Genomic DNA, 21614 nt, shown 5'->3' with positions numbered 1-21614 from the left:
AGGTGCGCGGCTTGCCCGCGAGAGGCCGGTTCTGTCGAACCGGAAAGAGCGAAGGTTACTCGTCGTCTTTCTTCATCAACCCCGCCAGCGCGGCGAAGGGGTTGTGGGTGGCCTTGGCGACTTTCGGCGTGCTCAGGGAGCCTTCGCCGAAGTACTGCTGGTCGGTGTAGCGCGAGTGTTCGTTGTCGTGGCAGTACAAGCACAGCAGTTCCCAGTTGGAACCGTCCTGCGGGTTGTTGTCGTGGTTGTGGTCGCGGTGGTGCACGGTCAGCTCGCTCAGGCGCTTGCCGGAGAACTCGCGGGCGCAGCGCCCACAGACGTGCGGGTACATCTTCAGGGCCTTGTCGCGGTAGCCCATCTCGCGGTCGCGTTGGGCGTCGGCGAGGATGCGGTCGAGCTTGGACGTGTTGGTCGAACTCATGGGTTCACCTTTATGCAAAGACTAATGACGGTAATGAGCCAAGTTTAGCTCAGGCCTTGAGCTTCTCGGCAATCCAGATGGTGTGGCGGGTGCCCTTGTTGCCATGGGCGAAGACCTGCACTTGCTCCGCCTTGAAGCCGGCCTTGCGCAGCTTGTCGGAATACTGCTTGTCGGCGCTGGCCGACCACACGGCCAGCACGCCCTTGGGCCGCAGGGCCCGGGCGCAGGCCGCCAGCCCGGCGGCGGAGTACAGCCAGCTGTTGGCTTTCTGGGTCAGGCCTTCGGGGCCGTTGTCGACGTCGAGCATGATCGCGTCGAACCCCTGGGGCTCGGCCTGCAGCACCTTGGCCACGTCTTCCATGCGGATCACCGTGCGCGGGTCGAGCAGCGGTCGGCCGGATTTTTCCCCCAGCGGCCCGCGGTTCCATTCCACCACCCCCGGCACCAGCTCGGCGACCACCACTTCGGCGCCCTTGCCCAGGTGCTTGAGGGCCGAGGCGAGGGTGAAACCCATGCCCAGGCCGCCGATCAGCACCCGCGAATTCGGCCGCCCGGCGACCTTGCGGCAGGGGATTTCCGCCAGGGCGTCTTCGGAGCCGTGCATGCGCGTGTTCATCAGTTGCCCGCCGTCGCCGCCCTGGATCTTGATGACAAAATCCTCGCCGTATTCGAACAGGCACAAGGCACCGCCATTTTCGGGAATCGGGGTGGTGTCCAGCAGAACGAAACGTTTCATGAGGGTCTCAATGAAGAAGGCAAACCGGCCCGGTTGGGAGTAGCCTGAGGGCTGACAATAGCGATGGAGCCATTGATGAAGCGCACTATTCTAACGGTCATTGCCCGCACAGCGCTCTTGCTAAGTGCGGCGCTCGCGATGAGCGCCGTGCACGCCGAGGAACTGCAGGCCGTGCCCGTGACTCCGGTTCCCGCCGCCGGCTCGCCCGGCACCGCGACCCCGACCCCTTATCCGCAGATCACGCCCCCCAGCACCCCCAAGGCCACGGCCCATGGCGGTGCGCCCTTGCTGCCGCCGATCGACATGCCCAAGCCGCCGAAGGATCAGACCTTGCCAGGGTTGGAGCAGAACGGGACGAAAACCAAGACGCCGGGTGGCTAGACCTGTTGCGACAGCAGCTGCCCGTCGGCCATGCGCAGGCGCTTGGACAGTGACACGGCGAGGGCGCGGATGATCTTGGCGGCGATCTTCGGCGCCTCGTTGAGCATTTTCTCCAGCGAGTCCTTGCCCAGGTTGAGCAGCCGGCAATCGCTGGCGGCCACGCAGGTGGCCGAACGCCGCTCGCCATCGAGCACCGCCATCTCGCCAAAGGCCCGACCGCTGCGCAAGGTGGCGATGGTCACCCGCACGCCTTCGCTGTTGGTCTTCTGCACGGCCACCTGGCCGGAATGGATGATGCACATGAAGCTGCCGGCGTCGCCTTCGCGGAAGATCTCCTGGCCCTGGGCGATGCTGCTGATGCTGAAGTAACCGGCGGCGGCATTGAAGTCGGCCGGCAAGAGCTGATCGAACAATCCGCAGTCCATCAGCCAGTCGCGGATTTCGTTGTTCAACAAGGTGGGTTCTGGCATGTCGTCACGGTCTTTTTCTTGTGTCTGTTGCGGTCGGTATGGCCGGGGGCCGGCGGTCCTGTGTTTAAGACAGGAGCGCCGGCTGGAGTTCCTCAGGCGATGCCCAGAATCTTGAAAACAAATGCATATTCGAGCGCTACGTCACGCAATCCCTGGTAACGCCCGCTCATGCCGCCATGGCCGGCGCCCAGCTCGGTCTTGAGCAGCAGCAGGTTGTCGTCGGTCTTGGTGGCGCGCAGCCGGGCCACCCACTTGGCCGCTTCCCAGTACTGCACACGGCTGTCGTTGTAGCCGGCGATCACCAGGGTCGCCGGATAGGCCTTGGCCTCGACATTCTCGTAGGGCGCGTAGGCCTTGATCCGCGCATAGACTTCCGGCTCCTCCGGGTTGCCCCATTCGTCGTACTCGGTGACGGTCAGCGGCAGCTCGGGGTCGAGCATGGTGTTGAGCACGTCGACGAACGGCACCTCGGCGATCGCCGCCTTGAACAGCTCCGGGCGCTGGTTGAGCACTGCGCCGATCAACAGGCCGCCGGCACTGCCGCCGCTGATGGCCAGTTGCCCGGAAGTGGTCAGGCCCTGGGCGATCAGGTGTTCGGCGCAGGCGATGAAGTCGCTGAAGGTGTTCTGCTTGTGTTCCTGCTTGCCGGCGCGGTACCAGGCTTCGCCCAGTTCGCCGCCGCCACGCACGTGGGCGATGGCGAAGGCCACGCCGCGCTCCAGCAGGCTCAGGCGCGCATGGGAAAACCACGGGTCGAGGCTTTCGCCGTAGGCGCCGTAGCCATAGAGGTACAGCGGTGCCGGCCGGCCCAGGGCCTCGCGCTTGATCACCAGGCTGATCGGCACCTGGGTGCCATCGGCGGCGGTCGCCCACAGGCGCTGGCTGACATAGGCATCCGGGTCGAAGACGCCCAGCACCGGGGTTTCCTTGAGCACTTTCTGTTCGCCGCCGGCCAGTTCCAGCTGGCGGATCTGCGCCGGGCGATTCAGCGCTTCGTAGCGCAGGCGGATGCGCTGGCTGACGAACTCCAGGCTGTTCTGCACATGCAGGCTGTAGGCCGCATCCGGCAGTTGCACGCGATAGGCCGGCAGGCCCTCGGGGTGCACCTCGATGATCGGCAGGCCGCCTTCGCGCAGGCTCAGGGTCATGGCCGAGTCGTTCAGGCTCAGGCCTTCGAGCATCACGCTGTCGCTGTGGGGGATCAGGTTCTGCCAGTCGGCTTCACCTGGCACCGTACCCTGGTCCGGCGCCTGGTAGAGGGCGAAGTTGATGCCGTCGCGGTTGCTGCGGATAAACCAGGTCCACTGGCCGTCGAGCAGGCCGTGGTCGACGTCGTACTCATGGTGCTCGACCCGCGGCGCCAGGCAGGTGAAGGCGTGCTGCGGCTGCGCCGCGTCGAGTACCCAGACCTCGCTGGTGGTCTTGCTGCCCAGGGACAGCAGCAGCTGTTTCTCCGAGCTTGAGCGGTAGCAATGGAGGAAGAAACGCCCGTCCGGCTCATGGAACACCTCTTCGGCGGCGGTGCCGTCCAGGCGATAGCGGAACAGCTTGTGCGGGCGGTGGGTGTCGTCCAGCTCGCCGAAGAACAGGGTCAGGCTGTCGTTGGCCCAGGTCATGCTGCCGTCGCAATCGGTGAACGCCAGCTCGCTGACCTTGCCGTTGGACAGTTCCTTGACGAACAGGGTGTAGACCTCTTCGCCGCTGGTATCGAGGCTGTAGGCCAGGCGCTGGTGGTCGGGGCTGATGCTGAAGGCGCCGAGGGAGAAGAATCCACCCTTGGCCAGCTCGTTCGGATCCAGCAGCAGTTGTTCCTGGCTTTCGTCGACGCTCAGGCTGTCGTCGGCCGGGCGCGGGCAGCGGTAGTGCCGGGCGTATTCGTCGCCGGCGGTGGTGCGGGTGTAATACAGGTACGGGCCCCAGGGCGAAGGCAGCGAGAGGTCGGTCTCGAGGATCCGTCCCTTGATTTCCTGGAACAGGGTTTCGCGCAGCGCCGCCTGGTCGGCGAGGGCAGCTTCCTGGTAGCTGTTTTCGGCCTTCAGGTAATCGAGCACGGCGTCGGTGTCGCGCTCCTGGAGCCAGGCGTACGGGTCCGGGCCTTCGGCCTTGCGGGCGATCGGGGCGCTGGTGACGTGGGCGGATACGGGCATGAAGGGCTCTCGGGGCGGTGACAATTAAGGGCGCGGCAGACGGCGGTGCAGCCTGACATGCGAAAAGCCGTTATCATAAGCGCCTCTTTGCCTGCCTTGCCATGGACACCATGACCGAGAACGACTATCTGATCGCTTGGGGGCTTTACGCCTTCGCCGCCTTGGGCTGCCTGCTGGTGTGGATGCGCCTGACCCGCTGGATGTGGCGCTGGCTGCGCGAACCGCTGCGCGTGCTGGTGGCGGTGCTGCTGTTCAGCCCGACCGTGGTCGACCCGGCCAAGGAGATGTTCGCCCCGGCCGTGGCCATCACCGCCCTGGACATGCTGTTCAAGGTCGGCAACAACGCCTGGCGCGCGGTTTCCGACCTGTTCATGTACGGCGTCATCGCCTTCGGCATCTACCTGGTGTTCGTGCTGATCCGCTGGCCGATCGAGCGCGCCTCCAAGGCCCGCAAGGAACAGGCCGAGGCCGCCAAGGCCGCGGCCCGCGCCGAAGAGCCGGACGACCAGCCTTTCGGCGGCGCCGGCGACGATCGTTATGGCCGCCCGCCAGTGCCCAGCAACCCCCAGCGTTCGCGGATCGAGCCGCGTCTGTAACACGCATTGAAGCGAGAGTCCGAGCATGTGTGAGTTATTGGGCATGAGCGCCAATGTACCGACCGATATCGTGTTCAGCTTTACCGGGCTGATGCAGCGCGGCGGGCGCACCGGCCCGCATCGCGACGGCTGGGGCATCGCGTTCTACGAGGGCCGTGGCCTGCGCCTGTTCCAGGACCCGGCGGCGAGCAGCGAGTCGGAAGTGGCCAACCTGGTGCAGCGCTACCCGATCAAGAGCGAAGTGGTGATCGGCCACATTCGCCAGGCCAACGTCGGCAAGGTCTGCCTGTCCAATACCCATCCGTTCGTGCGCGAGCTGTGGGGGCGCAACTGGTGTTTCGCCCACAACGGCCAGCTGGCGGACTTCCAGCCGGCCATCAGCTTCTATCGTCCGGTGGGCGATACCGACAGCGAAGCGGCCTTCTGCGATCTGCTCAACCGGGTGCGCGAAGCCTTTCCCGAGCCGGTGGAAGTCGAGGAGCTGCTGCCATCGCTGGTGGCCGCCTGCGCCGAATATCGCAGCAAGGGCGTGTTCAACTGCCTGCTCAGCGATGGCGACTGGCTGTTCTGCTACTGCTCGACCAAGCTGGCGCAGATCACCCGCCGTGCGCCCTTTGGTCCGGCCCGCCTGAAGGATGTCGACGTGATCGTCGACTTTCAGGCGGAAACCACGCCCAACGATGTGGTGACGGTGATCGCCACCGAACCCCTGACCGAAAACGAAACCTGGACTCGCTACGAGCCGGGCCAATGGAGCCTGTGGCGGCGCGGCGAATGCGTGCTGCACGGCCAGACCGAATAAGGACATCCCCTATGTTGCTCAGTTATCTGCGGCTGGTGTTGTTTGCGGCCGGCCTGTTGGTCGGCGTCCAGGTGCCGGGGTTCATCAGCGATTACGCCAAGCGTGTCGAGGCTCACCTGATCGAGGCCCAGGCCAGCCTTCAGGGGTTCCAGGGCACCGCCAACCAGTTCTTCAAGGGCGATCTGCAGGCGCTGGTCGCCCACTATCGGGCCAGCGACGATCCGGTGTTCCGCAGCGATGCCGACAGCCTGGGCAATCTGCTCGTTCGCCAGCGCGCCCTGGACAAGCAGTTCCAGGCCATGCAGGGCCCCTGGTACATCCGCCTGTTGCAAGTGGTGCTGGCCGCCGACCCGGATATCCGCAAGGAAACCTGGAACGGCTACAGCTACCAGATCCTGCTGACCCCGGAGGCGATGATCTGGGCCATGAGTGGCGCCTTGCTGCTGTCGTTCGGCCTGGAATGCCTGTATCGCTTGATCGACTGGGTGGTGCTCGGCGGCAAGCGCCTGCGCCAGAGCCGGCCGATCGAAGAGCGTGACCTGAAGGGGTTGTGACCGTAGCCGCTGCCGCAGGCTGCGATCGACGGCGCAGCCGTCGTAAACCAGCCGACGCGTTTTTCCAGGCAGATCGCGGATGCAGGTTGTGCGGCAACTGCGTTGCCGTTCGCAGCCTCGCAGGCTCGGCAGCGGCTACACGGACGCCGCGATCCCTGTAGCCGCTGCCGCAGGCTGCGATCGGTTGCGCAGCAACCGCAAAGATGGCTGGCCCACAACCCCTCATCGAGCCGATTCACGCAGGCTGCGCCCGCAATCGCAGCCTTCGGCAGCGGCTGCAAAGGCCTTCGCGGTGGATCAGCCCGCCAGCACGATATAGTCCGGCCCCACCTTGCGCGCATATTGCTCCAGCACCTGCTGGCACAGCACCACCACCTCTTCCACCAACTCGACACCCACCCGCCACGACACCACCACCTGCAGGTTCGGCGGGCGCTGGTCGATGGTCAGCAGGGTCAGTTCGCCGCGCGCCAGTTCTTCGCTGACCAGTACCGGCGGCAAGGCGCCGATGCCGAAACCGTCGCGCAACAGGCGAGTGATGGCCGACACCGAGTTCACGCAGTTGAGCCGTGGCGCGCTCACGCCGTTGGCCTGCATCAGGCTCAGCACTTCCTGGTGCGGCAGGGAGTTCTTCGAGTAGGTGATGATGCGTTCCCGGGCCAGCTCGGCCAGGTTGGCGTACTCGCGGTTGTAGATCGAGTGGCTGGCGACTATCCAGCCCATCGGGTGGCTGGCCAGTTCCAGGCTGCGAATGGATTCCTGGCGCAGCAGGTCGGTTTGCAGGACCAGGTCGAGAAAGCCTTTCTGCAACTGGTCGCAGAGGTTCAGCGAGGTGTCGGCCACCAGCTCGATTTCCACCTGGGGATAGCTGTCCATCATCCGCGCCACCAGGGGGCTGAGCCAGGTGTGGATCACCGTGTCCATGACGCCGATGCGAATCCGCCCGACCTTGCTCGAACGGGTCTCGATCGACTGCTTGAGCGCCTGCATGGTGTCCATCATCTGCTCGGCATAGTCGAGCACCTTGAGGCCTTCCGGGGTCAGGGTCACGCCGCGCGAGTCGCGCAGGAACAGCTTGACCCCGAGTTCGCCCTCGAGCACGGCGATGCGGCTGGAGATCGACGCCTGGGTGGTGAAGAGTTTGTCGGCGGTCAGGCGAAAGCTTTTCAGGCGCGCCACCCAGACAAAGGTTTCAAGGAACTTGAGGTTCATGCGATCAACTTTTCTTATGTCTGGAGGCGGTTTTTATTAGTTGGACGGGGCAGGGCGCGGGCGCCAAAAATCGCTGCGTCTCACGATAAGCGTCGTCGGGGCCCAGAACAATACCAATAAAACCAAGGTGGAGATTTGCCATGAGTGCGCCCGACACGCTCGCCGCCAGCAAGGCCAAAGGCCGCGCCGGCCCCTTCGACTGGTACCGCGACATCAACCAGCAGGAACGCCGCACGTTCTGGAGCTGCAAGGCCGGTTACGGCCTGGATGGCATGGACACCCAGATGCTCAGCTTCGTCATCCCGACCCTGATCGCGCTGTGGGGCATCAGCTCCGCCGAGGCCGGCCTGATCCACACCAGCACCTTGCTGGCCTCTGCCCTGGGCGGCTGGATCGCCGGCATCCTGTCCGATCGCATCGGCCGGGTGCGCACCCTGCAACTGACCGTGCTCTGGTTCGCCTTCTTCACCTTCCTCTGTGGCCTGGCGCAGAACTACGAGCAACTGCTGATCGCCCGGACCCTGATGGGCTTCGGTTTCGGCGGCGAATGGACCGCCGGCGCAGTGCTGATCGGCGAAGTGATCCGCGCGGAAAACCGCGGCAAGGCGGTGGGCATGGTGCAGTCTGGCTGGGCCTTGGGCTGGGGCATCACGGCACTGCTGTATGCGCTGATGTATTCCCTGCTGCCGCCGGAAGACGCCTGGCGCGCCCTGTTCCTGCTGGGCATCCTGCCGGCGATCTTCGTGATCTTCGTCCGCCGGCTGGTCAAGGACCCGGAGGTCTACCGGCAAACCCGGGCCCGGGAAGTGCCTGACAACCCCTCGCGTTTCTACGAGATTTTCGCCCCCGGCATTCTCAGCACCACCCTGCGCGCATCGCTGCTCGCGGCCGGCGCCCAGGGCGGCTACTACGCCATCACGTTCTGGCTGCCGACCTTCCTCAAGACCGAGCGGGGCTTGAGCGTGCTGAGCACCGGCGGCTACCTGGCCATGGTGATCTTCGGCTCCTATGTGGGCTATGTGATCAGCGCCTATCTGACCGATATTCTCGGGCGCAAGAAGAACTTCGTCCTGTTCGCCGCCGGCTCCTTCACCATCGTCCTGCTGTACACGCAAATGCCGGTGAGCAACGCAGTGATGCTGTGGCTGGGCTTCCCCCTGGGCTTCTTCGCCTCGGGGATCTTCAGCGGCATGGGCGCCTTCCTGACCGAGCTGTTCCCCACGCGGATCCGCGGTTCGGGCCAGGGCTTCTGCTACAACAGCGGCCGGGCGCTGGCAGCCTTGTTCCCGCTGCTGATCGGCCTGCTCAGCCAGCACATTCCACTGGGCGCGGCCATCGGCACTTTCGCCGCCGTGTCCTACGGCATCGTGGTGCTGGCGGCCCTGAGCCTGCCGGAAACCCGTGGCAAGCAACTCGAAGCGCGCTAACTGATAATCTGTGGGCATCCCACCGCGATCCCCGCAGCCAAAACGACAAACGCTACAGGAGCACTGACCGTGAGCCGCCTGTTATTGAATTGCGACATCGGCGAAAGCTTTGGCAACTGGACCATGGGCCTGGATGCCGAGGTGATGCCGTTCATCGATTGCGCCAACATCGCCTGCGGTTTCCATGCCGGCGACCCGAGCATCATGCGCAAGACCGTCAGCCTGGCCCTGGCCAATGGCGTGCGCATCGGCGCGCACCCTGCGTACCAGGACCTGGCCGGTTTCGGCCGCCGTTCCATGGCCTACGGCGCCCAGGAACTGCAGGACCTGCTGCATTACCAGATCGGCGCCCTCGACGGCATCTGCCGGGCCCAGGGCAGCCGGGTGAGCTACGTCAAACCCCATGGCGCCATGTACAACGACATGATGGCCAACCCAGCGCAGCTGCGCGCGGTGATCCAGGCGGTGGCCGCCTACGACCGGCAGCTGCCGTTGATGCTGATGGCCACCCGTGACAACAGCGCGGCCCAGGCCCTGGGCGACGAGTTCGGCGTGACCCTGTGGTTCGAAGCCTTCGCCGACCGCGCCTACGACAGCGCCGGCCATCTGGTGTCGCGGCAACTGCCGGGGGCGGTGCATCACGACCCGGAAAAGATCATTGCCCAGGCCCTGACCATCGCCCGTGGCGACGCGCTGCTGGCCAGCGACGGCAGCGCCTTGCACCTGCAGGCCAATACCCTGTGCGTGCACGGCGACAACGCCAGTTCGGTGGCCGCCGTGCAGCGTATCCGCGCGGCCCTTGCGCAGTTGCCAGCATGAAAGTACGCCTTGAAGTGGTGGCCATCGATTGCCTGATGGTGCGCCTGTTCGATGCCATCGCCGAGGCCAACATGCCGTGGATGCTCGCCGCCAGCGAGCGCCTGCGGGCAGCCTTCGGCGGGCAGTTGATCGACCTGGTGCCGTCCTACACCACGCTGATGGTGCACTACGACCTGCGGGCCTTGAGCCCGTCCCAGGCCCGGGAGCTGATCGATGTGGCGCTGACCGACCTGACTCCGGACTCGCGCACCGGTGGCCAGCGCCATGTGCTGCCGGTCTGGTACGACCTCAGCGTCGGCCCGGAGCTGAGCCTATTGTCGCGGCGCAGCGGCCTGTCGGTGAGCGAGGTGATCCGCTGCCACAGCGAGCGCGAGTACCAGGTGTTCGCTTTGGGCTTTGCCCCGGGTTTCGCCTTTATGGGGCTGGTGGACGAAGTGTTGGCCGCGCCGCGCCTGGATACGCCGCGCAAGCGCGTGGCGGCCGGTAGCGTCGGCATTGCCGAGCGGCAGACCGCGGCTTATCCGGTGGTGTCGCCGGGTGGCTGGAACCTGATCGGGCGCACACCGAGCCGCCTGTTCGATCGCGAGCGCGACGGCTACAGCCTGATGCAACCGGGCGACAGCGTGCGTTTCGCCGCGGTGGATCACGCCGAATTCATCCGCCTGGGTGGCGACGACACGCCACTGGAGGTGCCGGCATGAGCCGCCTGACGATCGAAGCCAGCACACCGCTGTGCCTGTTGCAGGACGCCGGTCGCTTTGGCGTGCGGCACCTGGGCGTGACCCAGGGTGGCGCGCTGGACTGGGTGTCGATGTCCTGGGCCAACTGGCTGCTGGGCAACGTTTTGGATGCGCCGGTGATCGAGATCACCCTGGGCGGCTTCAGCGTGGTCGCCGAGGAACTGTGCCTGCTGGCACTGGCGGGCGCCGACCTGGGGGCCTGTATCGATGAGCGTCCGCTCAGCCCGGGGCGCAGTTTTATCCTGCAAAAAGGCCAGCGGCTGCGTTTCACCCAGCCGTACCTGGGCGCGCGGGCCTATCTGGCGGCGCCCGGCGGTTTCAATGCGCCCAAGGTGCTGGGCAGTTGCGCCAGCGTGGTCCGCGAGGAACTGGGCGGGCTAGACGGCTTCGGCCGGCCGCTGGCCGAGGGCGCGCGGCTGGAGTATTCCGGGGCGGGGGTGAACCTCAAGGAACTGTCGGGCAAGCAACTGCCGGACCTGCGATCGAAGGCGCCGCTGGAGGTGATTCTCGGGGCGCAGATCGGCCAGTTCAGCGGGCAGAGCCTGTTCGATGCCTTCAACAGCGCCTGGACCCTGGACAGCCGCGCCGACCGCATGGGCATGCGCCTGCTGGGGCCGCAGTTGCACTATCAAGGGGCGCCGATGATCTCCGAGGGCATTCCCCTGGGGGCGATCCAGGTGCCACCGGACGGCCAGCCGATCGTCCTGCTCAACGACCGGCAGACCATTGGCGGGTATCCGCGGCTGGGAGCCTTGACGCCCCTGGCGTTGGCGCGGCTGGCGCAATGCCTGCCGGGCAGCGAGGTGCGCCTGATGCCGGTGGTGCAGGAGACGGCGTATCGGCAGCAGATCGAGTTTTTACGGCAGTTTGTCTGAACTGATGTAGCCGCTGCCGCAGGCTGCGATAAGGCCCGAAGGGCCTTCAAGCGGACTCAAGAGCGCGTCTGCTTCGCAGCCGATCGCAGCCTGCGGCAGCGGCTACAGGGATCGCGTTGGACGGGATCCTATTTGGAGAGAAACCGCATCCCTTCTTCCAGGCCGCGCAAGGTCAGCGGGTACATCTGGTCTTCGATCAGCTCGCGCACGATGTTGGTCGAGGCGGTATAGCCCCAGGTGTCTTTCGGGTAGGGGTTGATCCAGATGAGCTTCTTGTACTTCTCCATGAAGCGCTGCATCCACACGTAGCCGGCTTCTTCGTTCCAGTGCTCGACGCTGCCGCCGGCCTGGGTGATTTCGTAAGGCGCCATGGCGGCGTCGCCGACGAAGATCACTTTGTAGTCGGCGCCGTACTTGTGCAGCACGTCCTGGGTCGAGGTGCGTTCCGAGCCGCGGCGCAGGTTGTTCTTCCACACCGACTCATAGATGAAGTTGTGGAAGTAGTAGTACTCCAGGTGCTTGAACTCGGTCTTGCAGGCCGAGAACAGCTCCTCGCAGATCTTCACGTGGGCATCCATCGAGCCACCGATATCGAACAGCAACAGCAGCTTGATGCTGTTGCGCCGCTCCGGGCGCATCTGGATGTTCAGCAGGCCGGCGTCGCGGGCGGTGTGGTCGATGGTGCCATCGATGTCCAGCTCGTCCGCCGCGCCCTGGCGGGCGAACTTGCGCAGATGGCGCAGGGCCACCTTGATGTTGCGGGTGCCCAGTTCCACCGAGTCGTCGAGGTTCTTGTATTCGCGCTGGTCCCAGACCTTGACCGCCTTGCCCTGGCGCTTGCCGGCGTCGCCGACGCGGATGCCTTCCGGGTTGAAACCGCCGGAGCCGAACGGGCTGGTGCCGCCGGTGCCGATCCACTTGTTGCCGCCGGCGTGGCGTTCCTTCTGTTCTTCCAGGCGTTTCTTGAACTCTTCGATCAGCTTGTCCAGGCCGCCGAGGGACTGGATCTGCGCCCGTTCCTCATCGCTCAGCGAGCGCTCGAACTCCTTGCGCAGCCAATCCTCGGGGATCAGCGCCTGCAGGTGGTCGTCGAGTTTTTCCAGGCCGTTGAAGTAGGCGCCGAACGCGCGGTCGAACTTGTCGAAGTGCCGCTCGTCCTTCACCAGGATCGCCCGGGACAGGTAATAGAACTCGTCCATGTCGGCGAAGGTCACGCGCTGCTTGAGCGCGTTGATCAGGTCGAGCAGCTCGCGCACCGACACCGGAACCTTGGCGGCACGCATTTCATTGAACAGGTTGAGCAGCATGACAATGCCCTCTCAGCGGGTGCCGCGACGGCTCATGAACGCCAGGCGTTCCAGCAATTGTACGTCCTGCTCGTTCTTCACCAGGGCGCCGGCCAGTGGCGGGATGGCCTTGGTCGGATCGCGTTCGCGCAGCACCGCTTCGCCGATGTTGTCGGCCATCAGCAGCTTGAGCCAGTCCACCAGCTCGGAGGTCGAAGGCTTCTTCTTCAGGCCCGGCACCTTGCGCACGTCGAAGAACACGTCCAGCGCTTCGCTGACCAGGTCCTTCTTGATGTCCGGGTAGTGCACGTCGACGATTTTCTGCAGGGTGGTGCGGTCGGGGAAGGCGATGTAGTGGAAGAAGCAGCGGCGCAGGAAGGCGTCCGGCAGCTCTTTCTCGTTGTTGGAGGTAATGATGATGATCGGGCGCTGCTTGGCCTTGATGGTCTCGTCGATTTCGTAGACGTAGAACTCCATCTTGTCGAGTTCCTGCAACAGGTCGTTGGGGAACTCGATGTCGGCCTTGTCGATTTCGTCGATCAGCAGGATCACCCGTTCCTCGGATTCGAAGGCCTCCCACAGCTTGCCTTTCTTCAGGTAGTTGCGGATGTCATGCACCTTGTCCACGCCCAGTTGCGAATCGCGCAGGCGGCTCACCGCGTCGTACTCGTACAGGCCCTGGTGAGCCTTGGTGGTGGACTTGATGTGCCAGGTGATCAGCTTGGCACCGAAGGACTCGGCCAGTTGCTCGGCGAGCATGGTCTTGCCGGTGCCCGGTTCGCCCTTGACCAGCAGCGGCCGCTCCAGGGTGATGGCGGCATTGACTGCCAGCTTCAGGTCATCGGTGGCGACGTACGCGCTGGTGCCTTCGAACTTCATCTGCAATTCCTCGAACGGTAACGCCGACGTGCATCGAGCAGGTCGGAAGAATAAAACACGAATGGCCGACTATAGCGCGGCGCCCGGTCGACTGTGAACGCAGACGCCCTATTCAGTCTCTGAATGGGGCGTCACATGGTGACTCAGTCAGCGGATGGCTTGGGGCGCTCATACTGGGCATTGAAGGCCTCGATGAAACCATTGCGTAAAATCTGTAAAAAAGCCTGGAATGCGCTGACATCACGCTGATGTACGCTGCCTTTGAGTTCAACCCGGGTGGCGAACTGGTTTTTCCCCTGGTTTTTCAGCACGGTTTCGCTGCCCCCCACCAGGGCTTCCCAGATCGAGCGGAATATCCCCTTGTCCTTGTTCTCGACATCCTGCCGCCAGTTGAACACATCGACATCGCGCAACAGCGGCTTGATGTAGCCGGTGAGCTGGCCCTTATTGGCCTCGGCTTCGATCACCAGGTCACCGTGGCCGGCGTTGAAGTCGAATTTGCCATAGGCGCCGGCGAAGTCGTTCAAGCGCTTGAGTTCGATGTCCTGCACACGCAGGCGGAACGCGAAGTCCTGGAAGTCGCTCAGCGGGTCGAAGGTGGCGTTGGTTTCCAGGGGCGCATGGTCCAGTAGCATGGCCTTGCCTTCGAGGCGGGCGTCACGTTTGCCCTGGGTGTCGACCACGTTGGTCAGGTTGTAGGCGCTGGCGTTGACCTGGGTGGCGCTCATGTTCACCGGCGGATTGGAGTTGAAGTTACGGAAACTGATCTTGCCGTCGCTGACTTGTACTTCGTTGAGGGTGATGGGCAGCAGCTTGTTCAGCTGGGCCCGCCAGTCGGTGCCTTCGCCGGTTTGCGAATTCTTTTTGTTGGAGCCGTCGACGAAGTTGACCTGTGGCCCGACGAATTGCACTTCGGCCACCACCGCATGGTCGTACCACAGGGAGTGCCAGCTCACCGACAGATCGACCAGCGGAGCATTGACGAACGGCACCGGCACCTTGCCGTCGACCTTGACGATTTTCAGGCCGTTGATTCGGTACGCACCGCGCCACAGGGCCAGGTCGACATCGGCGATCTGGCCGCGGTAGTCGCCCATGTTGGCGAGCCGGTCATTGAGGTAGTCGCGCACCAGATAGGGCAGGGCGATGTGCAGGGCAACCAGCAGCACCAGCACCCCGGCGAGGGTCCACAGGGGCCAACTGTAGCGACGTTTCATGAGCATGAGTCTCCAGCCATGTGCCTTATAGCGATTGACTCCCCGGCATCGCAGTCGTTCGTCCCGACTGGACGCTCATGGGTGCGAGGCATACCCTTGGACACTTCCTTTCACGCTGTACAAGGACCCAGCCATGAGCCGCATTTTCGTCGACAACGCCCATTCCATTGGCAATACGCCGCTGGTGCAGATCAACCGCATCGCGCCCCGCGGCGTCACCATCCTGGCCAAGATCGAAGGGCGCAACCCGGGTTATTCGGTGAAGTGCCGGATCGGCGCGAACATGATCTGGGACGCGGAAAGCAGCGGCAAACTCAAGCCGGGCATGAGCATCATCGAGCCGACCTCGGGCAATACCGGCATCGGCCTGGCATTCGTCGCCGCGGCCCGTGGCTACAGGCTGGTCCTGACCATGCCGGCGTCGATGAGCATCGAGCGGCGCAAGGTGCTCAAGGCCCTGGGGGCCGAGCTGGTGTTGACCGAGCCGGCCAAGGGCATGAAAGGCGCGATCGAGAAGGCCGCGGAAATCCTTGCCAGCGACCCTGAAAAATATTTCATGCCGCAGCAGTTCGATAACCCGGCCAACCCGGCGATCCACGAGAAAACCACCGGTCCGGAAATCTGGAATGACACCGATGGCGCCGTGGACGTGCTGGTGGCCGGCGTCGGCACTGGCGGCACCATCACCGGGGTTTCCCGCTACATCAAGAAGACCCAGGGCAAACCTATCCTGTCGGTGGCGGTGGAGCCGAGCGTGTCGCCGGTGATCACCCAGAAACTGGCCGGCGAAGAGATCAAGCCCAGCCCGCACAAGATCCAGGGCATCGGTGCCGGTTTTGTGCCGAGCAACCTCGACCTGTCGGTGGTCGACCGGGTCGAGCTGGTGAGCGACGAGGAATCCAAGGCCATGGCCCTGCGCCTGATGCAGGAGGAGGGGATCCTCTGTGGCATTTCCTCCGGCGCGGCGATGGCGGTGGCGGTGCGCCTGGCAGAAACCCCCGAGATGCAGGGCAAGACCATAGTGGTGGTGCTGCCGGATTCGGGTGAGCGTTATCTGTCGAGCATGCTGTTCAGCGACCTGTTCACCGAGCAGGAGAACCAGCAGTAAGACACAAGGGAAGGTGATCGCCGGAGCCGGCTGGCCGGCGATCGAAGGTACGGCGGCTGCGGTGTGCAGGGCACAGCACAATTGTGCTGACCTGCATCAGCTGGCGTTCAGGTGACTTATGTTAATTAGCGTTTTATTGCACGACTGTTAACACTGTTTGTTGGTTTGTGCGGGTTTTTCCAGGGGCCAGGAGTGTTTATGATGGCCGGCTGCCATGCCGGATGAATGCTGCCCCGCTGGTAATTATTTCAAGGAGATATTGCATGAGCCTTTCGTTTGCCGCCAAGTCCGCGGTGTTGCTGCTATTTATCGGCAGTACTCTCTACGTGCATTTACGCGGTAAGGCTCGACTGCCGGTGCTGCGTCAGTTCGTCAACCATTCGGCACTGTTCGCTCCTTATAACGCCTTGATGTACCTGTTTTCCGGCGTGCCTTCCAAGCCTTACCTGGACCGCAGCAAGTTTCCCGAGCTGGATGTGCTCAAGGACAACTGGGAAGTGATCCGCGACGAGGCCATGCACCTGTTCGACGAGGGTTACATCCGCGCCGCCGAGAAGAATAACGACGCCGGTTTCGGTTCGTTCTTCAAGAAGGGATGGAAGCGTTTCTACCTCAAGTGGTACGACAAACCCCTGCCATCGGCCGAAATGCTGTGCCCGAAGACCGTTGAACTGGTCAGTCGTATTCCCAACGTCAAGGGCGCGATGTTTGCCCTGCTGCCCGGTGGCAGCCACCTGAACCCACACCGTGATCCGTTCGCCGGTTCCCTGCGTTATCACCTGGGCCTGTCCACACCGAACTCCGACGACTGCCGGATCTTCGTCGACGGCCAGGTCTACGCCTGGCGCGATGGCGAAGACGTGATGTTCGACGAAACCTACGTGCATTGGGTGAAGAACGAGACCGACAAGACTCGGGTCATCCTGTTCTGCGACATCGAGCGTCCACTGAGCAACTCGCTGATGACCCGCATCAACCGCTGGATCAGCGGCTGGCTGGGGCGTGCCACCGCGCCGCAGAACCTCGACGACGAGCGCGTCGGCGGGATCAACCAGGCCTATGCCTGGAGCAAGCGTTTCAGCGACCGCATCAGTGGTGTGGTCAAGCAATGGAAACGCCGCAATCCGAAGCTCTACCGAGTCCTGCGTCCGGTGCTGGCGGTGGTGGTCCTGACCGCCCTGGGCTACTGGCTGTTCGGATAAGGCGTTGCAATGAATATCGGGCGCTGGTTATAGTCGGCGCCCGGTGTATCAGAAGACTCACCTTCCTCTTCAGAAAGATCAGCACATGCCTCATTCCCTCATCAACGCGGTAGTCGATTCAGCGGTCAACGCTGGCGTCGTGCCGTGCGGGAACCCGCAGCCTGTGCAGATCAGTCATTACCCCCCACCTGTCAGTAGCACGCCGGTGTGCGCCGTCGTATCACCGCCGGGCGTTGTCGTACGGGGCTGATCAGCAACCTCTGCTGTTGCCCGCGCCCGCCAGAAAAAAACTACTGAATTTCAGCCTCGGCTGAGTTGGCCATTTGCCTGATTACAGGTGGTATTCATGTTGCTCATAGCAAAAAAGTCCGCGCTCGCGGCGGCTTCCACGAGCCTGTTCGTCCTGCTCTGGAGTAGTGGGGCGATTTTCTCCAAATGGGGGCTGGCCCATGCCTCGCCCTTTGCCTTCCTGCTGTTCCGTTTCGCCATCGCCCTGTGCGGCCTGGTGCTGTTGATTCCCTTGCTCAAGCTGCGTTTGCCCCGCGGGCGCAAGCCGATGCTGTACGCGGTGGCCACCGGGCTGGTGTTGCTGGGGGCGTACCAGATCTTCTATCTGCTGGCCCTGGACCTGAAGGTCACCCCCGGCGTGATGGCCACCATCATGGGGGTACAGCCGATCCTCACCGTGGTGATCATGGAGCGTCAGCGTTCCTGGAGCCGGATGTTCGGCCTGGCGCTGGGCCTGGCCGGGTTGATCATGGTGGTCTACCAGGGCATCGGCCTGGCCGGCATGTCGCTGGCCGGGATGCTCTTCGGCCTGCTGGCCCTGGTGAGCATGACCCTGGGCTCGATCATGCAGAAACGCATCAGTGACAACCCGCTGGGCACCCTGCCGGTGCAATACCTGGCCGGGCTGTTGCTGTGCGCGCTGTTCGTGCCGTTCCAGCCGTTTCACTTCGAGCGCAGCGTCGGTTTTATCGTCCCGGCGCTGTGGATGGGACTGGTGGTCTCGGTGCTGGCGACCCTGCTGCTGTACCGGCTGATCGCTCGCGGCAATCTGGTGAATGTCACCAGCCTGTTCTACCTGGTGCCGGCGGTGACGGCCGTGATGGACTACCTGTTCTTCGGTAATCGACTGGCGCTGCTGAGCGTGCTCGGCATGCTGTTGATCATCGTCGGGCTGGTGTTCGTGTTCCGCAAAAACAGCTGATTCAGAAAGTGCCGGGCGCAGCTTTCGACTTGATCGAAGCTGCGCCTTTTTTTGTCTGGGGCGCACCCTTCAGATTGGCCAGGACTGGCCGATAGCAATGGTGGCTTATTGATATTAAATTGCGTTCGCTTTTACCCTATTTATTAAGGCTTTGGGAATAAGACAAACCTTAAAAATTAAAGATTCCTTCTACACTGACGACATACTCTTCAGGCCCAATGGAGATAGTCAGAATGAGTAGCAAGCTGGTTTTGGCAGGTGTCGGCATGTTTCTAGGTTTGAGTGGAATCTGTTCCGCAGCCCCTCAAAGCATCCAGGGAACGATCTATTTTCACGGCAGCATCGTCGAGGAACCTTGCACGCCAAGCTCGACTGCCAATGGCGGGGCCGTATTGAGCCTGCGCCAGTGCCCACAACTGTCGCGGGGTAACGACATCCGGGTGCACGGGGTCGGTCCGTCGAGCACGGTGACGGCCGTCGGCCAGTCGCCGGTCAACGTCAAACTGGTGACGGACAGCGGCAAGGACGGGCGCTACTACGATCAGCACTATGCGCTGGTCGATGGGGCAGGCAAACCGGTGAACTCGGGGACCTACCTGATTACCCTGACGTCGCCATGACGCAGGTATAGCCCAATGCCCGGCGCTAGAGCGCCGGGTATTGAATGGCCGTCACGGATGCCCCCGTTGTTGCTGGAGGCATGCCTTGACGAAAGGCAAAAAAAGACCGGCAAGTGCACCTTGCCGGTCAATCCACAATACGCAGCGGCGGGGCCGCCGCTGCGTGATCAGGGCGGGGTCAGAAGCGGTAGCTGGCGTTCAGGCTCAGGCCGTGTTCGCTGGCACCGCTGCCCAGTTGCCCGCTGTAGGCGGCGCCCAGGCTCAGCTCGGGAGTCACCCGGGTTTCTACCCCGGCTTCGACCACTGCGCTGTTGCGCGAGTAAGCCGCGCCTTCGGTGCGGAACGCATCGCTGCCGTCGAAACGGTAGGTGTTGGACGGCGTCATGCCGGCCAGGGCGTGTTTCCAGCCGGCGCTGCCGAACACGGTCAGCAACTTGCCGTTATCCAGCTGCTTGTCGGCGCTGGCGCGCAGACCCAGGGTGGAGAACGTCTGCTCGTCCGACGCGTGCTTGGCGCGCAGGGCCGCAGGGCCGCCACTTTCCTTGAAGCCTTCGCTCTTGACCTGCACATAGGCCAGGTTGGCGAAGGGTTCCAGCTGTACCGAAGGGCTGAGGTCGAAGCGCCGGCCCAGCTCACCGAAGGCTTGCAGGGTATTGGCGTCGTGCTTGGACTTCAGATGGTCGCTGTAGCCGGCGAAGTTCACCGAACGCTTGGCGTCGATCCGGCTCCAGGTGTACGCCATGCCGCCGCGCAGGTCGAACCCGCTGACCTGTGTTCCGCCATAGACACCCAGATGGATGTTGTCGTTGTCGCTCGAGGAGTCGCGTGACGAGCTCTTCAGGTCGGTACGGCTGTAGCCGGTCAGCACGCCGACATGGCCGCTGTCACCAACCGCGGTATCGACACCCGTCAGGAAGCCCTTGGTGTCGCTGCGCAGGGTGGCGGTATTGCTGTCACCCTTGACCTCGCCCCAGTTGCCCAGCGTGGTGATCCACGGGGTCAGGCCGGAGTGTGCGTCGCTCGCGGTGTCAGCCGGCTGGGCGACAGTCGCCGAACGCAGACGGCTGTTCGCCGCGTCGCGCACCAGGCGGCTGTCCTGGATTAGCGCCGAACGGGTGGAGTTGTGGAACTCGCCGGACAGTTGATCGAAGGCATCGCGTGCCTGGTGGTCATCGGGCAGATAGGCGATGGCCTCGAACAGTTTGTTGTGCACCGGTGGCGTCAGCGCTGGCACGGCCGCGCCTTTCAGGCTTTGTGCCGCAGTGGCCGTGGCCCGCTGGTTAGGGGTGAAGGCGGCTTCCTGGAACAGGCGAGTCTGCTGCACATCCAGGTAGGCATTGTGGCTGTCGTAGTTGTCCACCAGGTCATAGAAGGTCGAGACCCAGGTATCGCCCGTCAGCTTGTAACGACCGCTCAGGCCCTGCTGGGTTGCGAGCACCAGATAACGACGGTCCAGCTCGTAGCGTTTGCTGTCGAGTTTGTCCGCGTTGATGATGCTGCCGTCCTCGAGCCGCGCCGCGCCGTTCACCAGCAGCCGGTCGTTGGCTCCGGTGCTCAGCAGTTCGGCATGGAAGGTCGAACCGCTGTGCTGGTCGAGATCGCCGGTCAGGCTCAGAGTGCCGATGGAGTTGCCGGGGGCGATGGTCGCGCCTTTGTGCAGGGTGACGTTGCCGACCTGGCCGTTGCCCGCCAGGGTGGCGCCGTCATACACGTCGGTCGAGCCGCCGAGCTTGCCATTGACGGCCAGGATGCCCGAATCGACGTAGCTGCGGCCGTGGAAGGCGGAGCTGTCGCCGCTCAGTTCGGTGCGCCCGGCACCGCGCTTATAGAGCGTACCGGTGCCGGAAAGGGCGCCACCGAAGGTGTAGGCGTTGGCACGGTTGAACACCAGGCTGCCGGGGGCGTCGATCTGCACGTCGCCGAGGATCGAGCCGCTGTTGCCGCCGTTCGCGCCGGCCCCCAGTTGCAGGGTGCCGTTGCTGATCAGGGTGCCACCGTTGTAGGTGTTTTCGCCGGTGAGCACAGTGCTGCCCGTGCCGCGTTGCTCGACCGAGCCGCTGCCGTAGATGACGTGGTCGTACTGGTACTGGTTGTTGCGATCGAACACCACCTGGCCATCGTTGCCGATATCGCTGAGCACTTCGCCTTGGCTGCCGTTGAAGGCACCGATGTGCAGGCTGGCATTTTTGTCGACCTGCACTTGCCCGGCCATGCGGTTGTTCAGCAGCAGTTCGCCGCCCTTGACATTCAACTGGCCGGTGAAGCCGCTGGAGTCACCGTTGAATACGGTCTGCCCAGCGATGTGATTGACGCGGCCCTTACCTTCGAAGCCGGCATCGAACTGGTAGTTGCGGTCGCTGTGGTTGAACTGGACCAGGCCCTGGCCCTGACCGAAGACCACGCGTTTGGCTTCCAGGTGGCCTGCGCCCTTGGCGTCGGCGGCCTTGTCGCTGGTCGCTCCCACATAGAGCGCAGCGTTGGAGCTGCTGTCGTTGGCGATCCGCAGGGTGCCGCCGCCGACTTTGGCCACGCCCTGGTTGGCGAGTACCAGGCTGGCGTTGCCGCTCTGGCCCACGATCATGTCGCCGAGGGTTTCCCAGAGGCTGCCCGCACCATCGACGCTGGCGCTGCCATTGGCGCCCTGGTTGGCACCGATGATGCCGTCCTGGCTGGTTACCTGGCCGCTATTCTTGATGTCCAGGGCACCGTTGCCGGCGCCACCGACGATCAGGGTCTTGTCAGTGGACAGGGTGCCGTTGTCGACGCTGACCGAACCATTCGAGCCTTTTTGTGCGCCGAGAACGGTGTTGCCACCGTTCTGCACCTTGGCGCCGTTGGTCAGCGACAGCGAGCCGTTGCCCGACTGGCCCACGATCATGTCGCCCAAGGTCTTCCAGAGGCTGCCCGCGCCA

The 21614-nt window shown here is 63.7% G+C and carries 21 protein-coding genes; 12 read left to right on the top strand and 9 right to left on the bottom strand.

Annotation, left to right across the window (positions count from 1 at the left end):
• Nucleotides 1-55 precede the first annotated feature (55 nt).
• Together PVZ78_RS11300 and PVZ78_RS11295 are read right to left on the bottom strand one after the other, a co-directional pair.
• Entirely contained in the window at nucleotides 56-421 is a 366-nt protein-coding gene (locus PVZ78_RS11300; protein WP_007926907.1) for a YajD family HNH nuclease, read from the bottom strand.
• A gap of 49 nt (nucleotides 422-470) precedes the next feature.
• A complete protein-coding gene (locus tag PVZ78_RS11295) occupies nucleotides 471-1157 on the bottom strand; it encodes a hypothetical protein (RefSeq protein WP_009047571.1) in 687 nt (228 codons plus the stop codon).
• A 75-nt stretch (nucleotides 1158-1232) separates the two neighbouring features.
• Between PVZ78_RS11295 and PVZ78_RS11290 the strand changes: the two genes are divergently transcribed.
• Nucleotides 1233-1538, top strand: a complete 306-nt coding sequence (locus PVZ78_RS11290) for a hypothetical protein (RefSeq protein WP_009047572.1) — start codon at nucleotides 1233-1235, stop codon at nucleotides 1536-1538.
• On the opposite strand, the gene PVZ78_RS11285 is transcribed toward PVZ78_RS11290, so the two are convergent.
• A complete protein-coding gene (locus PVZ78_RS11285; RefSeq protein WP_009047573.1) occupies nucleotides 1535-2008 on the bottom strand; it encodes a cyclic nucleotide-binding domain-containing protein in 474 nt (157 codons plus the stop codon). The two genes, PVZ78_RS11290 and PVZ78_RS11285, sit on opposite strands and share 4 nt — an antisense overlap.
• Before the next feature lie 92 nt (nucleotides 2009-2100).
• Nucleotides 2101-4155: a S9 family peptidase gene (locus tag PVZ78_RS11280; protein ID WP_009047574.1), complete on the bottom strand. Its 2055-nt coding sequence runs from the start codon at nucleotides 4153-4155 to the stop codon at nucleotides 2101-2103.
• 101 nt (nucleotides 4156-4256) lie between these two features.
• Here PVZ78_RS11280 and PVZ78_RS11275 point away from each other — a divergent pair, with 101 nt between their 5' ends.
• The 3 genes from PVZ78_RS11275 to PVZ78_RS11265 are packed head-to-tail and all read left to right on the top strand — an operon-like array spanning nucleotide 4257 to nucleotide 6107.
• Complete coding sequence (locus PVZ78_RS11275) at nucleotides 4257-4751, top strand: hypothetical protein (RefSeq protein WP_009047575.1); 495 nt, start codon at nucleotides 4257-4259, stop codon at nucleotides 4749-4751.
• 25 nt (nucleotides 4752-4776) lie between these two features.
• Nucleotides 4777-5553 carry a class II glutamine amidotransferase gene (locus PVZ78_RS11270; protein ID WP_016703228.1) on the top strand — a complete coding sequence of 259 codons (777 nt, stop codon included), beginning with the start codon at nucleotides 4777-4779 and terminating at the stop codon, nucleotides 5551-5553.
• Nucleotides 5554-5564: 11 nt separating this feature from the next.
• Nucleotides 5565-6107, top strand: coding sequence for a DUF2937 family protein (locus PVZ78_RS11265; protein WP_009047577.1), 543 nt, complete (start codon nucleotides 5565-5567; stop codon nucleotides 6105-6107).
• Nucleotides 6108-6404: 297 nt separating this feature from the next.
• Here PVZ78_RS11265 and PVZ78_RS11260 read toward each other — a convergent pair whose 3' ends face one another.
• Complete coding sequence (locus PVZ78_RS11260) at nucleotides 6405-7319, bottom strand: LysR family transcriptional regulator (protein ID WP_016703226.1); 915 nt, start codon at nucleotides 7317-7319, stop codon at nucleotides 6405-6407.
• A 140-nt stretch (nucleotides 7320-7459) separates the two neighbouring features.
• Between PVZ78_RS11260 and PVZ78_RS11255 the strand changes: the two genes are divergently transcribed.
• From PVZ78_RS11255 to PVZ78_RS11240, 4 genes are all read left to right on the top strand, one after another.
• Nucleotides 7460-8746 carry an MFS transporter gene (locus tag PVZ78_RS11255; RefSeq protein WP_009042625.1) on the top strand — a complete coding sequence of 429 codons (1287 nt, stop codon included), beginning with the start codon at nucleotides 7460-7462 and terminating at the stop codon, nucleotides 8744-8746.
• Between the two features lie 69 nt (nucleotides 8747-8815).
• Nucleotides 8816-9565 carry a 5-oxoprolinase subunit PxpA gene (locus tag PVZ78_RS11250; RefSeq protein WP_009047579.1) on the top strand — a complete coding sequence of 250 codons (750 nt, stop codon included), beginning with the start codon at nucleotides 8816-8818 and terminating at the stop codon, nucleotides 9563-9565.
• The gene (locus PVZ78_RS11245; protein WP_081362412.1) at nucleotides 9562-10266 is read left to right on the top strand and encodes a 5-oxoprolinase subunit B family protein; all 705 of its coding nucleotides are present in this window, start codon (nucleotides 9562-9564) and stop codon (nucleotides 10264-10266) included. The genes PVZ78_RS11250 and PVZ78_RS11245 overlap by 4 nt, the downstream gene beginning before the upstream one ends.
• Nucleotides 10263-11180, top strand: a complete 918-nt coding sequence (locus PVZ78_RS11240; protein WP_016703223.1) for a biotin-dependent carboxyltransferase family protein — start codon at nucleotides 10263-10265, stop codon at nucleotides 11178-11180. The genes PVZ78_RS11245 and PVZ78_RS11240 overlap by 4 nt, the downstream gene beginning before the upstream one ends.
• A gap of 128 nt (nucleotides 11181-11308) precedes the next feature.
• On the opposite strand, the gene PVZ78_RS11235 is transcribed toward PVZ78_RS11240, so the two are convergent.
• The 3 genes from PVZ78_RS11235 to PVZ78_RS11225 all read right to left on the bottom strand — a co-directional run bounded on the left by PVZ78_RS11235 (nucleotide 11309) and on the right by PVZ78_RS11225 (nucleotide 14562).
• A complete protein-coding gene (locus PVZ78_RS11235; protein ID WP_273828690.1) occupies nucleotides 11309-12487 on the bottom strand; it encodes a vWA domain-containing protein in 1179 nt (392 codons plus the stop codon).
• A gap of 12 nt (nucleotides 12488-12499) precedes the next feature.
• On the bottom strand, nucleotides 12500-13345 hold the full coding sequence (locus PVZ78_RS11230) for an AAA family ATPase (RefSeq protein WP_016705272.1): 846 nt from the start codon (nucleotides 13343-13345) through the stop codon (nucleotides 12500-12502).
• 143 nt (nucleotides 13346-13488) lie between these two features.
• Nucleotides 13489-14562 (bottom strand): DUF748 domain-containing protein, encoded by a 1074-nt coding sequence (locus PVZ78_RS11225; RefSeq protein ID WP_273828689.1) that lies wholly within the window; start codon nucleotides 14560-14562, stop codon nucleotides 13489-13491.
• Nucleotides 14563-14695: 133 nt separating this feature from the next.
• Here PVZ78_RS11225 and cysK point away from each other — a divergent pair, with 133 nt between their 5' ends.
• The 4 genes from cysK to PVZ78_RS11205 all read left to right on the top strand — a co-directional run bounded on the left by cysK (nucleotide 14696) and on the right by PVZ78_RS11205 (nucleotide 18702).
• Nucleotides 14696-15670, top strand: coding sequence for a cysteine synthase A (cysK, locus tag PVZ78_RS11220; RefSeq protein WP_009047584.1), 975 nt, complete (start codon nucleotides 14696-14698; stop codon nucleotides 15668-15670).
• A 263-nt stretch (nucleotides 15671-15933) separates the two neighbouring features.
• On the top strand, nucleotides 15934-16872 hold the full coding sequence (locus PVZ78_RS11215) for an aspartyl/asparaginyl beta-hydroxylase domain-containing protein (protein WP_009047585.1): 939 nt from the start codon (nucleotides 15934-15936) through the stop codon (nucleotides 16870-16872).
• 346 nt (nucleotides 16873-17218) lie between these two features.
• On the top strand, nucleotides 17219-18082 hold the full coding sequence (locus PVZ78_RS11210) for a DMT family transporter (protein WP_273828688.1): 864 nt from the start codon (nucleotides 17219-17221) through the stop codon (nucleotides 18080-18082).
• Nucleotides 18083-18315: 233 nt separating this feature from the next.
• Nucleotides 18316-18702 carry a hypothetical protein gene (locus tag PVZ78_RS11205; RefSeq protein ID WP_009047587.1) on the top strand — a complete coding sequence of 129 codons (387 nt, stop codon included), beginning with the start codon at nucleotides 18316-18318 and terminating at the stop codon, nucleotides 18700-18702.
• A 178-nt stretch (nucleotides 18703-18880) separates the two neighbouring features.
• Here the strand turns inward: PVZ78_RS11205 and PVZ78_RS11200 are convergent.
• Nucleotides 18881-21614: autotransporter outer membrane beta-barrel domain-containing protein (locus PVZ78_RS11200; RefSeq protein ID WP_273828687.1), on the bottom strand; the 2734-nt coding region annotated here is incomplete at its 5' end.

Source organism: Pseudomonas sp. SBT1-2 (genome assembly GCF_028640875.1).
GTDB lineage: Bacteria > Pseudomonadota > Gammaproteobacteria > Pseudomonadales > Pseudomonadaceae > Aquipseudomonas > Aquipseudomonas chlororaphis_I.
Note: the sequence above shows the minus strand (reverse complement) of the source record. Positions and strands in the feature narration are given on the sequence as shown.

Excerpts from the sequence above, each read along its gene's own strand:
- PVZ78_RS11300 (WP_007926907.1), bottom strand. The coding sequence starts at position 421 with ATGAGTTCGACCAACACGTCCAAGCTCGACCGCATCCTCGCCGACGCC.
- PVZ78_RS11295 (WP_009047571.1), bottom strand. The coding sequence starts at position 1,157 with ATGAAACGTTTCGTTCTGCTGGACACCACCCCGATTCCCGAAAATGGC.
- PVZ78_RS11290 (WP_009047572.1), top strand. The coding sequence starts at position 1,233 with ATGAAGCGCACTATTCTAACGGTCATTGCCCGCACAGCGCTCTTGCTA.
- PVZ78_RS11285 (WP_009047573.1), bottom strand. The coding sequence starts at position 2,008 with ATGCCAGAACCCACCTTGTTGAACAACGAAATCCGCGACTGGCTGATG.
- PVZ78_RS11280 (WP_009047574.1), bottom strand. The coding sequence starts at position 4,155 with ATGCCCGTATCCGCCCACGTCACCAGCGCCCCGATCGCCCGCAAGGCC.
- PVZ78_RS11275 (WP_009047575.1), top strand. The coding sequence starts at position 4,257 with ATGGACACCATGACCGAGAACGACTATCTGATCGCTTGGGGGCTTTAC.
- PVZ78_RS11270 (WP_016703228.1), top strand. The coding sequence starts at position 4,777 with ATGTGTGAGTTATTGGGCATGAGCGCCAATGTACCGACCGATATCGTG.
- PVZ78_RS11265 (WP_009047577.1), top strand. The coding sequence starts at position 5,565 with ATGTTGCTCAGTTATCTGCGGCTGGTGTTGTTTGCGGCCGGCCTGTTG.
- PVZ78_RS11260 (WP_016703226.1), bottom strand. The coding sequence starts at position 7,319 with ATGAACCTCAAGTTCCTTGAAACCTTTGTCTGGGTGGCGCGCCTGAAA.
- PVZ78_RS11255 (WP_009042625.1), top strand. The coding sequence starts at position 7,460 with ATGAGTGCGCCCGACACGCTCGCCGCCAGCAAGGCCAAAGGCCGCGCC.
- PVZ78_RS11245 (WP_081362412.1), top strand. The coding sequence starts at position 9,562 with ATGAAAGTACGCCTTGAAGTGGTGGCCATCGATTGCCTGATGGTGCGC.
- PVZ78_RS11240 (WP_016703223.1), top strand. The coding sequence starts at position 10,263 with ATGAGCCGCCTGACGATCGAAGCCAGCACACCGCTGTGCCTGTTGCAG.
- PVZ78_RS11235 (WP_273828690.1), bottom strand. The coding sequence starts at position 12,487 with ATGCTGCTCAACCTGTTCAATGAAATGCGTGCCGCCAAGGTTCCGGTG.
- PVZ78_RS11230 (WP_016705272.1), bottom strand. The coding sequence starts at position 13,345 with ATGAAGTTCGAAGGCACCAGCGCGTACGTCGCCACCGATGACCTGAAG.
- PVZ78_RS11225 (WP_273828689.1), bottom strand. The coding sequence starts at position 14,562 with ATGAAACGTCGCTACAGTTGGCCCCTGTGGACCCTCGCCGGGGTGCTG.
- cysK (WP_009047584.1), top strand. The coding sequence starts at position 14,696 with ATGAGCCGCATTTTCGTCGACAACGCCCATTCCATTGGCAATACGCCG.
- PVZ78_RS11215 (WP_009047585.1), top strand. The coding sequence starts at position 15,934 with ATGAGCCTTTCGTTTGCCGCCAAGTCCGCGGTGTTGCTGCTATTTATC.
- PVZ78_RS11210 (WP_273828688.1), top strand. The coding sequence starts at position 17,219 with ATGTTGCTCATAGCAAAAAAGTCCGCGCTCGCGGCGGCTTCCACGAGC.
- PVZ78_RS11205 (WP_009047587.1), top strand. The coding sequence starts at position 18,316 with ATGAGTAGCAAGCTGGTTTTGGCAGGTGTCGGCATGTTTCTAGGTTTG.